We start from the raw sequence: 13881 nt of genomic DNA on the forward strand, positions 1-13881 counted from the left end.
GAATTTTTGGAACTACTGCCTCTTTTGGCTCAAGAGAGACAAGTAATCGCTCTGGATTTGATGGGCTTAGGTGATTCGGATAAACCTCCTAGAGAATATTCAGTTGCCGACTATGCTAAAAATGTGATCGCATTATTAAATGAATTGGGCATTGAAAAATGCAGTGTACTTGGGAGTCTTACGGGGGGGTATATCGCGGGAGCAATAGCAGTCGCTTATCCAGAGCGAGTTGAGAAGTTAATTCTCTGCAATGTGCCTGGGTTTGACCGAGAGGAGCAAGAGAAAATTCTTCAGAAATATACTGCGGGATTTGACCTTAAAGAGGATGGCTCTCACCTCATAGCAAGATGGAAAGCTCGAATGAATGTCCTTGACAACCAAGAATTAAATCATCGTTGTGTAATCGACGATTTAAAATGTTTTGGTTCTCCGATCTATCCTGCTATGGCAGCAACCAACTACTTTCTTGAAGCTAAAGAACAATTTTCCTCGATCGCCTGCCCTACTTTAGTTTTGTCAGGACAAAAAGCCTTAGAACCTCTGATCAAAGCTGGTTTAGCTAAACCAGAGAATCAACTTTGGCTTTCAGAAGCAATTCCCCATAGTCAGAAGATCGAACTAGCCAAGGGAACTCTGTGGATGATGAATCAGATGCCAAAAGCGATCACAGATATAGTTAACGATTTTCTGACAGAGACAAAGTAAATGCCGTAACAATCGAAAAAAAGTTTTACAGTTAGTAGGACAAATAAAATGAAAAGTGAATTGCCAGTTATCATTGAATGTCGCTGTAACGAGATCGCCTATCGAAGGGACAATTCCGCACTTCCTTATAGCCCAAAAGAAATTGTTCGAGAAGCTGTACGTGCTTGGGAAGCAGGTGCATCAATTTTTCATTGGCATGGACGAGATTCCCAGACAGGAAAGCCTTGTAATGATATTGAACTTTATCTAGAAGTCATGCAGGGCATTCGCGAACAAACAGATATGCTAATCCATCCCACTCTTGGTTATATCACGCAAAATCAGATAGAAGATCGCGTCCGACACATTTTAGCAGTAAACGATAATCCTGTATTGCGAGTGGATATGGCACCTGTAGATTTTGGCTCTCTTAACGTGGATTTTTGGAATCCCCAAGAGAAGCAATTTGTTACTTACGACCAAGTTTACGTTAATACTCGCGCCAACCTCATGGCAGTGCTGGAAGTATTCCAGAAATACAATGTCCATGTCAGTTCTGTCTGTTGGGATGTAGGTCAGATGCGAACAGCCCGTTGTTTTCAAGAAATGGGACTCTTGCCCAAAAATACATTGTGGGAATTTGTGTTTACTGGGGAAGTAATGCCAGCAGGTGCTGCGCCAACTATCTCTGGATTACAAGCTTTCATCGCTGAAGTTCCTAATGACAACCAATGGCTTGCACTATGCTGGAATGGAGACGTGATGAGGGTGGCAGCTTGGGCGATTACACTGGGCGGACACGTTGGAATTGGGCTGGGGGATCATCACTATTCTCGCTTCGGGAAGCCACACAACGGCGAATTGGTAGAAATGGTGGCGAAGATGGCATATACTCTCGAGCGCGAGGTGGCAACGCCAGCACAGACGCGGGAGATTCTCAACTTGCCTCAGCGACCGCAACTGCCTACTCGGTCAGCAGCTTTGGTTTAGGAAAATTATTGACGATTAATGTTTAATGATAAATGATCGATGAAACACAAAATTAAAAGAGCTTTTTTAGATACGGAAGATGGGCAGATTCACTATCGCATTGGTGGAGAGGGGGAGTCTTTACTATTACTCCATATGAACCCTCGCAGTAGTGATGAATATCGCGAGATAATGCCCATTCTGGCTCAAGAGCGACGAGTCATAGCTATGGATTTTATGGGCTTTGGTGATTCGGATAAACCCCCCAGAATGTATACCATTGCTGACTACGCTAAAACCGTAATTGCTCTTTTGGACGAACTAGATATTGCCAAAACTAGTATTTTAGGCAATCATACAGGGGCTTTTGTGGCAACAGAAGTAGCAGCAGCCTATAGCGATCGCGTTGATAAGGTTATTTTAGGTAATGTGGCGGGTTTTGGTGAAGCAGGAAAAGCCAAGCTAGGGGAATTGTTTGAGAAGGGATTCAAGATACAAGAAGATGGCTCTCACTTGATGCAAAGATGGCAAGCGCGATCGCGATATGTGGGTTCGGCAGAATTAAATCATCGTTGGGTTTTAGATGATTTCAAGTGTTTTAATTATCCTCTGTATGCTGTTTGGGCAGTAGGAGAATATTGTCTAGAGGCTGAAGAGCGTCTAGCTATGATTAAGTGTCCAGCTTTAATCCTATGGGGATTAGATGACGTGCAAGAATTTGAAAGATTGGGCTTGGCAATGGCAGAAAATCGTCATTTTGTGGCTAAAGCAATTCCCCACGGTCAAGAAGTTGAATTTGAAGCAGGAACAATCTGTATGATGAACCAAATGCCTGAAGAAATAGCTGAGGTAGTACTCAAATTCTTAAATGAATAGATGAAGGGGTTCAAAGATGGTAAAGCCAAAGCTGATCAAGTAAAACAATTTTTAGAACAGTATGAACGAGAAAATTCAAATTAAAAGACCAGATAAATATGACTGGGATGGATTTACTATCAATATTTATTTAGACGAAGATGGTGAATGGCTGGCACTCTTGGTAGAGTTACCTAATGTTTCTGCTTTTGCTGATACTCCCGAATCAGCTTTAGATGAGTTGTATGTTGCTTGGGAAGGAATGAAAGACTGCTATCGCGATGATGGAGAAGAGATTCCCATTGCACCTTCTAGGAAAGAATATAGCGGACAATTCAATGTCAGAATAGATAAAAGAATTCATCGTAATTTAGTTTTAGAAGCTACAAAAGCAGGGATTTCTCTTAATGCTTTAGTTGACAGAAATTGGCTAGAGATTACATAGTTTGATAGTTTGGATCAGGCGATCGCTCTATCGCAGAATAAGATAAAACTAATTTCGCTTTGGAACTACTGGTATCGTTCTCGATATTCAACAATAGTAACAAAATATAATTCAATTAATAATAAATAATTTTGTAGAGAGAATAAATTGAGGATAGAAACAGCTATTAGTATTTTGGCAGAACATCTACTTGTCAATGGTTTGAATATTAAATTTCGCGCTAAGGCAAAAGAAATTGCTAGCTCTGTTGAAATAGATAATTTGAATAGTCTATATAGATTTTTTCACAATCCACCCAGTAAGCCTAATTTTTATACTGTTGAAAAATATGGTTTAGGTGGATGGCTTCGTGCTTGTCAGTTTGCCATTTTTGAAATTATTTACAATCTTGGCGAGACTGCTATTCCGTTTCTTCGAGAAATAGCTTGGGGAAGATATGATTGGACACAGGGCAATGCTATAGAATTGCTAATTCGTTTTGCTGCACAAGGCATTCAAACAGAAGAGCTAATCGAAGAAATTAAGGAGAACTTTCCTAATATTCGTTATCTTGAGTAGGCAGTGATGAGCTTGAGACAAGATTTCAGCGAGTGAACCTCTGTATGACTGGTCGGCAAGAATGGTTTCAATTCTGACCATATCCTCTAATACAGGTGCTAGAGCCACTTTTGCTCCTTTGACATCTGCTAAATTGGCAGCACTAACAAAGCAATTCAGTACCATTCCTTGAGTATCTACGACAATGTGTCGTTTGCGACCTTTGACCCTCTTGTTGCCGTCAATCCCCTGTTCTCCCCCCTTTTTTCCACAGTTTTCACTGATTGGCTATCAATAATTACTAGACTAGGCTCCTCATTTTTACCCTCACTTTTTCTGATAACTTTGAGTAGTTTTTGGTTGATACTTTCCCAAAAACCTGTTTTTGTCCAACGGCTATAGTAATCGTATACTGTTGACCATGATGGAAAATCGTGAGGCATCGCTCTCCATTTGATGACCTTATCTGCCCAGTACAGAATTGCATTAACAATCTCTCTACGTTCTACAGTTTGGGGATGTCCTACTCCTCTATGAGAAGGGATTAGAGATTTGATTAGTTCCCATTCATCATCATTCAAGTCTGAAGGATAAGGCTTTCTCGTCATTTTCTAAATTACTGCTCTTTATCTTTGTGATACATCCTTGGATAATTCAATTTATCTCTCTATTTACAATATTTTACGAACAGTCTCTTATGTTTTACCCGCATCCGAGATTTAATCTTCGATAGATAAAGCTTCTTGCATGGGTTCGATCGCTTTACTAGTTTGAATTTGTCGGTCTAGTTGTTCGGTAGAGGAAACTAAATTGCTCAAGCCATCAACTAAAGTACGGAAATTCTCTAAAAAAGCAGGATCGCCCGTAATTGTTTCTAAATCTGAGGTAATTTTTTGGGCGTTGTCAAAAGTGACTCTAGCAGAATCTAAAGTTTGTTGGAGATTAACTATACTTTCTTGATTGCCAAAGCTTTCGGAAACATTTTTTAAGTTCTCCGATGCTACTGCTGCATTTTCCGTCAGAGTGGCTAAATTAGCTGCCAGTTGTTCTGTATCCGCAGTATCGACGGTTTGATCAATTTTAGTTACCAAACCTTGCAAGCGATCGCTCGTGGTAGTGATACTATCCAAAGTAGCAGTCAAATTAGTTTTATTTTGCTCGATTAACGATTCTACCGTTTCAGTCAGCCGACTGATTTGCTTGGCAGTTTCTTGGTAAGTTTGTGCCGTTGCAATCAATTCGCTAGAGGTGTTGGTAGCAATGTTGTTAACCGTTTCAGTCACTGTAGAAATATTATCCACCTCTCCCTGTAGCTGTTGAACTAACAAAGAGGTGTTGCGACTCAAATTAGCAATTTCATCTGCTACTATGGAAGATTTTTTTAGGGTAGTATCGACATTGGCAACAAATTCTGGGTCGCTAAAAGCCTTACTAAAACGATAGGTAAAGGGTAAAATATCATCCAGAGTAATTGCTCTTTCTCCTTGAATGCGCTCTTGGTTGCAAAGAATTTTCGATGAGTCGCATTTCTCCCCCAAAGGGCTGAGATTTTGGTTGGAGGTGGGTAAGTCCGATTGAGGAACAATATCAACGAAGGTTTCTCCAATTAGTCCCGCACTGCGAGCTTTGACAATCGAATCGCTGGGAATTAATAAATCTGAAGAGTCGATCGCAATTACTACATCTACTCCGTTGGTTCTAGGCTCAATCGATTCAATTTTGCCCACTCTCAAACCTCGATAGCGGACTCCATCCCCCAATCGAATACCATTAACGTCGGGAAAATCGGCAACAATTGTATAGCTTTTCTCGCCAAACTGGAAACCTCTTAACCAAAGAGCGAAGGTGGCAAATAGGGCAATTCCCCCAACAATCATTAAGCCAACCGAACCTTCTTTTAGGGTGCGCGATCGCATATTTTTCCTCTTACTTAGATGATGATTATTTTACTCAACCACGCGAATTGGACCTTCAACGCTAGCACTGAAAAACTGTCTGACTAAAGGATTATTGGTAGTATCGATTTCTTCTACTGTACCTTGCCACTGAATTTTTCCACCATATAAAAATACTACACGATCGGCAGTACGACGAATAGTACTGTCTTGGTGACTAACCATAATATAAGTGCCACAAGCTCGTTTTGTACACTGTAAATTCCGTACTAAATCTTCAATTACCGTCGAGGCAATTGGATCTAGACCTGCGGTGGGTTCGTCATATAAAATAATTTCTGGTCTACTTTTGGGGTTGTCTGGATTATACATAATCGCCCTAGCAAAACTGACTCTTTTGCGCATCCCTCCTGACAGTTCTGAAGGAAAACGTTTTCCAGTACCCATTAAGCCTACCATTTCTAGTTTTTCATTAACTAGCTCTTTAATCTTGGAATTGCTGAGATTGGAGTGTTGATAGAGAGTAAAGCCGACATTTTCTTCAACTGTCAAAGAATCAAATAGTGCAGCTTGTTGGAAAACCATGCTGATCCCAATAGGATCTTCTTGGTCTTCAATCAACCCTTCTCTTTTTTGACCTTTAATGTATATTGCCCCCTCATCAATGGGCAGCAACCCCGCAATCATCCTTAAAATGGTTGATTTTCCCGTTCCTGAAGGACCAATAATTACCAAGGCTTCTCCAGGCTCTACCCTAAGATTTACGCGGCCTAAAATTACATTACTTCCAAAGGATTTGCTGACTCCCTTCAGTTCGATTAAAGGAGTTGTTTCATCTTGGTTTATTGTTTTGTAATTGTCTGTGGTTACTGCCATAGTTTAAGAGTTTAATCTGGCTTTAGCTTTACTCTTCTAGTTCTAGCCCAAATACACGAGCTACGGATTTTTCTACTTTATAGCCAGAATCAACCGACTCTAGAGGGTCTTTGCGCAGGCGATGGCGCAGACAGAGAACGATTACGCGACGGATATCATCTACGGTAACTTCTGTACGTCCTTCAAAGGCTGCGATCGCTTTAGCAGCACGATTGGTGACAATATCTCCCCGCAAACCATCTACATCTAATTCGGAGCAAATTTCCGAGATTTTGACTCGTAAATCGTAATCAATTGTTACGGAAGGAAGCAATTCTTGAGCTTGAACGATTTTATTTTGTAATGCGGTTTGTTCTGCCTCATATTTATTGCTAAATTCGTTGGGGTTGCCGTCAAATTCTGCCCTTTGTTCGACAATCTGAACTCGCAGATCTGGCTCTTTGACCGTACGAATCTCGGCGTGCATACCAAAACGATCTAGAAGTTGGGGACGTAGTTCTCCTTCTTCGGGGTTTCCCGAACCTACCATGACAAATTGAGCGGGATGGCGAATTGAAATACCTTCTCTTTCCACAGTGTTCCAACCCCCAGCAGCAGCGTCTAGCAGGACATCTACTAAATGATCGTCGAGAAGGTTAACCTCATCTACATAGAGAATACCGCGATTGGCTTTTGCCAACAATCCAGGCTCAAAGGCTTTAACCCCTTCCGATAGAGCTTTTTCAATGTCTATCGTACCGCAGACTCTATCCTCCGTCGCACCAAGGGGCAAGTCAATCATCTGAACTTTCTTTTTAACCGTGTTGATTGGTTGCTGCTGTTCGATTTTTTGTTTGACTTCATCGCTCATCAAGTCAGGATCGTTAGGATCGCTGTTGAAAGGATCTCCTTCTACTACATCGATTGCTGGTAACAAATCTGCCAAAGCTCTAATCGTAGTAGATTTTCCCGTACCGCGGTCGCCCATAATCATCACCCCACCAATCTTGGGATCGATGACATTGAGCAAAAGGGCAAGTTTCATTTCTTCTTGTCCGACAATAGCAGTGAAAGGAAAAACTTGACGACGAGTTTTGGTTGGTGCTTCTTGAAGTGTTGCAGTCATATTAATTTTTGTTTATGGAGCAATTATTTTAAAGCTCAGAGTTAACCGTTAATTTTTTTTTAATAAGATTGGATAGCTCGGGGGACATTTACTGTCGCCCAGCGTCTTTTATTGTGCCATGTTTCAGGTTGCCTCAGCTAGACAACTTGAGTAACACAAAATAACTTTTATCAATGGACAATGGACAATTGTTTAAACTCGAACTCGCGCGCTTTAAACTTCACTTGGTAGTCATTGTCTGTTGCTTGAAAACTGGAGCAAAAAACGTCAGTGAGATTGTGGAAAAAACAGGTTTGGGACAAGCCAATGTTTCTAAACATTTGAATATGCTCACCAAAGCTGGCATCGTCGCCCGCGAACAGAAGGGAATTTGCGTCTACTATCAAATTGCCAATCCTTTTCTATTTGAGTTATGCGATCTTGTTTGTGATGCCCTCTCGGCTCAATTTCAACAGCAAAATCAACAGTTAGAGTTGATACATTTAGGCAATCAGAGCGCCAAAATATCGAGCGGCAAAATCCCAGTCAATATACAATATTAATCAATATAAAAATTACAATGTTTCAGACTGAATTACCAGCGGTCGGTTTCAGTTTCTGTCTGAGGATATGACAACTCAAAATTAGAAGGATCTCTTAAAAAACCCAGCACTTGCTCTTCCAAACGGTGAATTTGGTGTTGTTCGACAAAATCACTATTACGCAAACAAGTAATATAACCATCCATATACAACCTAATTTCTTCAAAACTGTAGCGTCTTCGCCATAGATCGATCATTCCATCGGTTATCTTTTGATAGTGGCGGATTGCTTTGGGATCTTGCAAAATCATCATTATGTCAAAAATCGAAGTAATTCTAGATGTTGATACCAGCTTAACTGTTGTTAAGTTTTTTAGCTTTTCATTATTTTAATCCTTTAGCTTTTAATAATCACTTTTTTTTGTTTGAAGCATTTGTAATACGCCCTAGTAACTATCGCTACAAAATATTCAGAATGGGGGTGATAGCCTTATTCATAAGAGAAATTTTCTCCAATTTAATGAGGCAAAAGTGACTTCAGCACGCATATCAATAGTTGAAAGTAATCCTCACTTGCGTTCGCTATTAGGTTGGCATTTACAACAATCAGGCTATGTTGTAAGTCAGTCTGCTAGCCTACAACAGGGTCGAGATGCTTTCTATCGACATCAGCCAGCGTTAGTAATTATCGATTCCGACTTGCCAGACGGAGATGGTTTAGAGTTATCTCGCTGGCTATACGATCAACAAAAAGCTCTAATTCTTTTGTTATCAGCCCGCAACAACGAACAAGATATTGTTAGAGGGCTTAAAACTGGTGCTGATGATTACTTGACCAAACCTTTTGGAATGCAAGAGTTTTTAGCAAGAGTGGAAGCTCTAATTAGAAGGACTCGATTAAATAATTCAGTTCCTCTTTCTATGGAGTGTAAAGACCTCAAAATAGATTTAGCACAACGAAGAGTCAAACTCAAAAATAGTTTTATCGAACTAACTCCTCAAGAATTTAGTTTACTTTATGTGCTAGCTCAAGCTCAAGGAAATCCCCTTAGTCGTTCCGAATTATTACAACGGGCTTGGCCTGATGCGATCGATAATCCCCGTACCGTAGATACTCACGTTCTTTCTTTGAGGAAAAAAATCGAATCAAATCCACGACAGCCCAATATAATTCAAACAGTACGTAATGTGGGCTATCGTTTTAACCCTGAGTTAGTCGAATCAGAAGATGATAGCGATAGCAAAAATAATAGTTTACCTCTCGCTTCTGGCGCCATCAGTCGTTTTTCCCGCAGAGTTTAACCACAGAACCATTAATTCCATTCTCGTTCTTCTTGGGATTTTGACTCTACTAATTTATCGGCTAATTGCTGCCAGTTTGTTTTACTAGCAGGAAGATCTGCTTCTAGTTTTCCCCGATTTAGGTAAAGAATGCGATCGCAGAAATTTTCGATGGACTTCAACTGATGGCTGACGGTGACAATGGTTAGATTTTGACTTTGATTTAGTTCTGTCAATACTCGTAAAACTCTAGTTGTAGTACCTAGATCCAAAGCAGAAGTAGGCTCGTCGAGTAATAGTATTTCAGGGCTCATGACTAAGGCTCTGGCGATCGCAATTAATTGCCTCTGCCCCAAGGACAGTTGAAGCTCGGTTTTAAGCAACCATTCTTGAGCAATACCCAATAAATCGCTCCAGGTATCTATTCTTTGACTAATTTCTGCCTCCGATAGCCGTTGCAATCGTAAAGGATACCCCAGAGCATCGATCGCCTTCATTCCTAGTAATTTAGGCTCTTGAGAAACTAAAATTATCCGTCTGCGTAGCTCAATAGCGGTGAATTTATCCGCCAGTGCATTTTGAAAATAAATTTTTCCTTGTTGAGGAGTTGTTAAACGATTGAGCAATCTCAGTAAAGAGGTTTTTCCCGCTCCAGAAGTGCCAATAATTGCTACTTTTTCTCCTGCTTTAATCTCAAAAGAAATATCTCGAACTAAATAATCCGCTCCTATAGTAGCTTGCAAGCTAACTTTTTCCAGACGTAAAATCGATTGACTTAAGCGATGGCTCATCAACTATTCCAAGGTATATTGCTTTTATTCTCCAGCATATTGAAAATCTTGGGGTAAAATTTAACGGAGTAAAATTTCATTTCGTAACTTTCTTTGAGGAGTAATTAATGTGAAGCTGACAAAACTTGCTAATTGGCTGTCTGATGGAAACTTAGAAAAATACGAACAAAAAGCACAGCAAGCTTCGGAAGCTCAAGCTCGACTGCAAAAAATGGAATCCGACCTAAAAGAATTAAAAGTAAATCTTCAACAAGCAGAAAAAGAATTAGCACAAAGTAAGGCACAACTACAGATCAATCAAGGCTTTCAAATTGAATTGGGAGAAACCCAGCTAAAACTACAAAAAGCAGAAGCCGAAGTTCAGCGTTACAAAAAAGATCTGTTCGAGCAGCAAAAACAACTCAATCTTCTCAAGTCTCAGCTAACTCAGGCTAAAAAAGCTCTAAATCGTTCTCAAAACTGGATGCAACAGATTCAAACTCCGATTAAGGTTACAGAAATTAAAAAAATCTTACCCAAAGAAAACTTTGATACCTTATGGGGTTTTGGCATTATTACTCCCAATGTGGAATTTGTAATTACCACTGGCGCGCTGGTTGTTAAGGGTTGGGTATTGGGCAAACAAGCTGAAGCCAAAAATTTGCAGATTGTCCATCAGAATCAAAAAATCTTAACTACTATGGTTAATCTTCGCCGACCTAAAATAGCCAGTCAATATCCCGATATACCCACCGCCCATGAATGTGGTTTTGAATTTTCTTTATCTGTGGCTGGGATACCAGAATTAGTAGAATTCAATCTAGAAGCAGTTTTGCAGGATAATACTATTGTTCCATTGTGTGCGATTTCTTTGCAAACTCAAACAATTGAATCAATAAACACATAATCTTTGAGTAAGTCTTGGCTACACTAATAAAGATAATTAATGATTGCTGAAGTATTAATACAAGAAATCTTAAGAAAATATAAAAAAAAACGCCTGGCGTTTACAATGAAATCTAAGGTGTTCGGAGGAACAAAGTGTTTATCAGACTTGCACAGCAGCATCGCCAATTCGTTCGAGACTTAGTCATGAATCTTCAGGCTTTGGCGATCGTTCTAGAAAATAAAGGTTATTTAGCATCTTGCTACACTTGTGGCGGAGAAATGAACAGTGCTTCATTTATGGTTAGCTTGAAAGACGATCATTTAATTAGATTTTTAGTCTCAGATTATGGAATTACCTGGACTGAAATGCGAGACGATCGGGAGTTAATGAAGCTCGAAGGTGCAGAAGCAATTAACCAACTACAAGATTTAGCAGATCTGATTAAATACCAAGTACAGCCAACAAGTTCTCGGTCCGATAAATCCGACGATCAACAAACTTTACAGCGTGTTTAGTTAGAAGTTGTGCCTTATGGTTGATCTTGAACTAAGATACCGCAGTTAATTGATTAACTACGGTATTAAATTTATTGGTCAGAATATTTAACGACTAACCTCGATACCCCTTTCCCGCAGCTGCTGCATAAAAAATTCTTCTAAAGATGGTCTGGCTAATTGAATGCTAACTAACTCAGCCTCAGCAGACTCTAGCTCACTGACAAAACGTTCTGGGTTGACTTTCAATTGACCGTGCCAGCGGTTATTATCTTGAGTTAGATGGCTCATCCAAGGTTCTAAAACTTGAAAATTACCGCCCTTGACCGTTGCCTGATAGGCGTTATTAGTACCTAAAAGTTCGTCTAAAGATCCTTGGCAAATTAATTCTCCCAAAGCCAAAAAAGCAATGCGATCGCAAATTTGCTCGATATCAGACAAAACATGAGAATTAAAAAAGATTGTTTTCCCCTGTTGCTTGAGAGACATCACAATTTCTCGCATTCGATAGCGTCCCATGGGATCTAATCCTGACATAGGCTCGTCCAAAAAAACAATTTCAGGATCGTTAATTAGGGCTTGTGCCATACCAACTCTTTGCAACATCCCTTTAGAATACTGTTTCAGTTTCTTTTTACGGGCAGTAGATTGAGCCAAACCTACTAGGTCTAATAATTCCTTAATTCGCTGCCGTTTTTTCGGTTGGGGAATTTGAAATAAGCCAGCAATAAATTCTAAAAATTCCCAAGCAGTTAAAAAATCATAGAGATAAGCATTTTCGGGCAAGTAACCAATCTTTTGCTTAACACCGCGATCGCCTATAGGCTTACCTAAAATAACGGCTCTTCCTGTAGAAGGACGAGTAATCCCTAGTAACGTTTTGAGTAGGGTGGTTTTTCCCGCGCCATTTGGCCCTAATAAACCAAAAGTTTCCCCTTGATAAATGCTCAGGGAGCAATTTTTCAGCGATTCTATTTTATGATTCATCCAAAAGCCAGTACGATAGACCTTGCCCAAATTCCAAGTTTGCACTACTGGCAGAGAATCTTTTGGGGATAAATTTGCAGCTAGATCGGTAACAGAATCCATAAATATATAGTCACAGAAAAAGATTATTTGCCTATATATTTCCCCAAATTCAACTATTTTTTAACATCCAAATTTTAGATTTGTCGTCCTGCGATCTATTTAATATTTCTACTCAATCAAAAAAATATATTCAATCACAGGTAAATTGACTTAAAGTAAGTATAACTAAATCAATATATCTAAATTTACTTTAAAAAATACCAATAACAAATGAACATTCTATTTGTGATTACCAGGGCTGATGCTATCGGTGGCGCACAAGTTCACGTTAAGGATATAGCGATCGCTCTACAACAAGACGGTCATAAAGTTTTAATTCTGACAGGTCAGCAAGGGGTGTTTAACGAAGATTTAAGACAAGCAAATATTGAATCTATCCCCTGTGAATTTTTGCGCAAGCCAATCAATCCTTTTCTCGATGGAAAAAGCTTGCGTTATATTATGCACGTTATCTCGGAATTTCAACCCGATTTAATTGCCGCTCATTCTAGTAAAACTGGTATTTTAGGTCGTTTGGCTGGCAAACTAGCTGGAATTCCCTGCGTGTTTACCGCTCATGGTTGGTCTTTTACTACAGGAATTCCCGAACCCAACCGAACTATTTATCGCTTTTTAGAAAGAGCAACCGCATCTTTAGCCGATAAAGTTATTTGTGTATCTGAATTCGATCGCTCGATTGGCATTCAAGCAGGTATGGACTCTAAAGGATTAGTAACCGTCCATAATGGTATGAAAGATATTACGACCAATTTTATAGCCGATACCATAACTTCAGATCCTGTGAAAGTGGCGATGATTGCCCGCTTCGATCGTCAAAAAGACCATTCAACTCTAATTGAGGCTTTTCAAGATCTTAATGCAGAGTTAATTTTAATTGGCGATGGGCCAAGTATGCTCAAAACTCAACAGCAAGTAGACAAACTAAAGATTACTAAAAAAGTAAAGTTTTTAGGGTTTCGTCAAGATATTGCTGAAATTCTAGCTCAAGTACAAATATTTACTCTCATATCCAATTGGGAGGGACTACCCTGTACGATTATTGAAGCGATGCGAGCGGGCTTGCCAGTAGTAGCTTCTGATGTGGGTGGAGTCAAAGAAATTGTGATTGAAGATCGGACGGGTTATGTTATTCCTCGTGGTGATGTAGCAACTTTACGACAAAAATTAGCTTATTTGATTGAAAATGAATCAGCCAGAACTAGTATGGGCATTTTAGCGCGTCAGAAATATGAATCAGAGCTTACTTTTCAACATATGTACGAACAAACTCTAGCTGTATATGAAGAAGTACTAGCAAATCGAGCTAAATAGAATTTATTCTGACTGTTTTTGAGAGCAATCTCAAAAATTTTTAGTATTTATTTCGCTCTATTTCCTGGGAATAACAGCCAAACAAATAATTACTACTAAAATATCAAAAATATAGCTGAATTTTTGGAAAAATACCTATTATTATTTACCCAATTAGACT

The 13881-nt window shown here is 39.5% G+C and carries 18 protein-coding genes; 10 read left to right on the top strand and 8 right to left on the bottom strand.

Translation table 11 applies throughout. The features are described 5' to 3' along the window. The 5 genes from AC33VI_RS07690 to AC33VI_RS07710 form a co-directional block, all read left to right on the top strand. Window positions 1-705: alpha/beta fold hydrolase (locus tag AC33VI_RS07690; protein WP_491781682.1), on the top strand; the 705-nt coding region annotated here is incomplete at its 5' end. Between the two features lie 48 nt (window positions 706-753). Beyond that, on the top strand, window positions 754-1674 hold the full coding sequence (locus AC33VI_RS07695) for a beta-keto acid cleavage family enzyme (RefSeq protein ID WP_491781683.1): 921 nt from the start codon (window positions 754-756) through the stop codon (window positions 1672-1674). Window positions 1675-1713: 39 nt separating this feature from the next. Next, entirely contained in the window at window positions 1714-2529 is an 816-nt protein-coding gene (locus AC33VI_RS07700; RefSeq protein ID WP_491781684.1) for an alpha/beta fold hydrolase, read from the top strand. A gap of 79 nt (window positions 2530-2608) precedes the next feature. Beyond that, window positions 2609-2953, top strand: coding sequence for a toxin-antitoxin system HicB family antitoxin (locus AC33VI_RS07705; RefSeq protein ID WP_491781709.1), 345 nt, complete (start codon window positions 2609-2611; stop codon window positions 2951-2953). 147 nt (window positions 2954-3100) lie between these two features. Then, entirely contained in the window at window positions 3101-3511 is a 411-nt protein-coding gene (locus AC33VI_RS07710; RefSeq protein WP_491781685.1) for a hypothetical protein, read from the top strand. Here AC33VI_RS07710 and AC33VI_RS07715 read toward each other — a convergent pair. The 5 genes from AC33VI_RS07715 to bchI form a co-directional block, all read right to left on the bottom strand. After that, on the bottom strand, window positions 3461-3775 hold the full coding sequence (locus tag AC33VI_RS07715; RefSeq protein WP_491781710.1) for a transposase: 315 nt from the start codon (window positions 3773-3775) through the stop codon (window positions 3461-3463). The two genes, AC33VI_RS07710 and AC33VI_RS07715, sit on opposite strands and share 51 nt — an antisense overlap. After that, the gene (locus AC33VI_RS07720) at window positions 3688-4098 is read right to left on the bottom strand and encodes a transposase (RefSeq protein ID WP_491781686.1); all 411 of its coding nucleotides are present in this window, start codon (window positions 4096-4098) and stop codon (window positions 3688-3690) included. The genes AC33VI_RS07715 and AC33VI_RS07720 overlap by 88 nt, the downstream gene beginning before the upstream one ends. A gap of 111 nt (window positions 4099-4209) precedes the next feature. Further along, on the bottom strand, window positions 4210-5406 hold the full coding sequence (locus AC33VI_RS07725; protein ID WP_491781687.1) for an MlaD family protein: 1197 nt from the start codon (window positions 5404-5406) through the stop codon (window positions 4210-4212). A 30-nt stretch (window positions 5407-5436) separates the two neighbouring features. Then, a complete protein-coding gene (locus tag AC33VI_RS07730; protein WP_491781688.1) occupies window positions 5437-6261 on the bottom strand; it encodes an ABC transporter ATP-binding protein in 825 nt (274 codons plus the stop codon). A gap of 28 nt (window positions 6262-6289) precedes the next feature. Continuing rightward, window positions 6290-7366, bottom strand: a complete 1077-nt coding sequence (gene bchI / locus AC33VI_RS07735; RefSeq protein WP_491781689.1) for a magnesium chelatase ATPase subunit I — start codon at window positions 7364-7366, stop codon at window positions 6290-6292. A gap of 173 nt (window positions 7367-7539) precedes the next feature. On the opposite strand from bchI, the gene AC33VI_RS07740 reads away from it, so the two are divergent. Continuing rightward, window positions 7540-7908, top strand: coding sequence for an ArsR/SmtB family transcription factor (locus AC33VI_RS07740; RefSeq protein ID WP_491781690.1), 369 nt, complete (start codon window positions 7540-7542; stop codon window positions 7906-7908). 32 nt (window positions 7909-7940) lie between these two features. Here the strand turns inward: AC33VI_RS07740 and AC33VI_RS07745 are convergent, their stop codons facing one another. After that, the gene (locus AC33VI_RS07745) at window positions 7941-8195 is read right to left on the bottom strand and encodes a DUF6761 family protein (RefSeq protein ID WP_491781711.1); all 255 of its coding nucleotides are present in this window, start codon (window positions 8193-8195) and stop codon (window positions 7941-7943) included. Window positions 8196-8418: 223 nt separating this feature from the next. Here AC33VI_RS07745 and AC33VI_RS07750 point away from each other — a divergent pair, with 223 nt between their 5' ends. Further along, window positions 8419-9189: a response regulator transcription factor gene (locus AC33VI_RS07750; protein WP_491781691.1), complete on the top strand. Its 771-nt coding sequence runs from the start codon at window positions 8419-8421 to the stop codon at window positions 9187-9189. Between the two features lie 11 nt (window positions 9190-9200). Here AC33VI_RS07750 and AC33VI_RS07755 read toward each other — a convergent pair whose 3' ends face one another. Next, window positions 9201-9959, bottom strand: coding sequence for an energy-coupling factor ABC transporter ATP-binding protein (locus AC33VI_RS07755; protein ID WP_491781692.1), 759 nt, complete (start codon window positions 9957-9959; stop codon window positions 9201-9203). 109 nt (window positions 9960-10068) lie between these two features. On the opposite strand from AC33VI_RS07755, the gene AC33VI_RS07760 reads away from it, so the two are divergent. Continuing rightward, on the top strand, window positions 10069-10845 hold the full coding sequence (locus tag AC33VI_RS07760) for a hypothetical protein (RefSeq protein WP_491781693.1): 777 nt from the start codon (window positions 10069-10071) through the stop codon (window positions 10843-10845). A gap of 134 nt (window positions 10846-10979) precedes the next feature. After that, window positions 10980-11342: a DUF1815 family protein gene (locus tag AC33VI_RS07765; protein ID WP_491781694.1), complete on the top strand. Its 363-nt coding sequence runs from the start codon at window positions 10980-10982 to the stop codon at window positions 11340-11342. Window positions 11343-11429: 87 nt separating this feature from the next. Here the strand turns inward: AC33VI_RS07765 and AC33VI_RS07770 are convergent, their stop codons facing one another. Then, window positions 11430-12410, bottom strand: coding sequence for an ABC transporter ATP-binding protein (locus tag AC33VI_RS07770; RefSeq protein ID WP_491781695.1), 981 nt, complete (start codon window positions 12408-12410; stop codon window positions 11430-11432). A 210-nt stretch (window positions 12411-12620) separates the two neighbouring features. On the opposite strand from AC33VI_RS07770, the gene AC33VI_RS07775 reads away from it, so the two are divergent. Next, the gene (locus tag AC33VI_RS07775; RefSeq protein WP_491781696.1) at window positions 12621-13721 is read left to right on the top strand and encodes a glycosyltransferase family 4 protein; all 1101 of its coding nucleotides are present in this window, start codon (window positions 12621-12623) and stop codon (window positions 13719-13721) included. The last annotated feature ends 160 nt before the right edge of the window (window positions 13722-13881 follow it).

It is taken from the genome of Waterburya sp., from assembly GCF_058530065.1.

Coding starts and splice junctions, on each gene's coding strand:
- AC33VI_RS07695 (WP_491781683.1), top strand. CDS start 754: ATGAAAAGTGAATTGCCAGTTATCATTGAATGTCGCTGTAACGAGATC.
- AC33VI_RS07700 (WP_491781684.1), top strand. CDS start 1,714: ATGAAACACAAAATTAAAAGAGCTTTTTTAGATACGGAAGATGGGCAG.
- AC33VI_RS07720 (WP_491781686.1), bottom strand. CDS start 4,098: ATGACGAGAAAGCCTTATCCTTCAGACTTGAATGATGATGAATGGGAA.
- AC33VI_RS07725 (WP_491781687.1), bottom strand. CDS start 5,406: ATGCGATCGCGCACCCTAAAAGAAGGTTCGGTTGGCTTAATGATTGTT.
- AC33VI_RS07730 (WP_491781688.1), bottom strand. CDS start 6,261: ATGGCAGTAACCACAGACAATTACAAAACAATAAACCAAGATGAAACA.
- bchI (WP_491781689.1), bottom strand. CDS start 7,366: ATGACTGCAACACTTCAAGAAGCACCAACCAAAACTCGTCGTCAAGTT.
- AC33VI_RS07740 (WP_491781690.1), top strand. CDS start 7,540: ATGGACAATGGACAATTGTTTAAACTCGAACTCGCGCGCTTTAAACTT.
- AC33VI_RS07755 (WP_491781692.1), bottom strand. CDS start 9,959: ATGAGCCATCGCTTAAGTCAATCGATTTTACGTCTGGAAAAAGTTAGC.
- AC33VI_RS07770 (WP_491781695.1), bottom strand. CDS start 12,410: ATGGATTCTGTTACCGATCTAGCTGCAAATTTATCCCCAAAAGATTCT.
- AC33VI_RS07775 (WP_491781696.1), top strand. CDS start 12,621: ATGAACATTCTATTTGTGATTACCAGGGCTGATGCTATCGGTGGCGCA.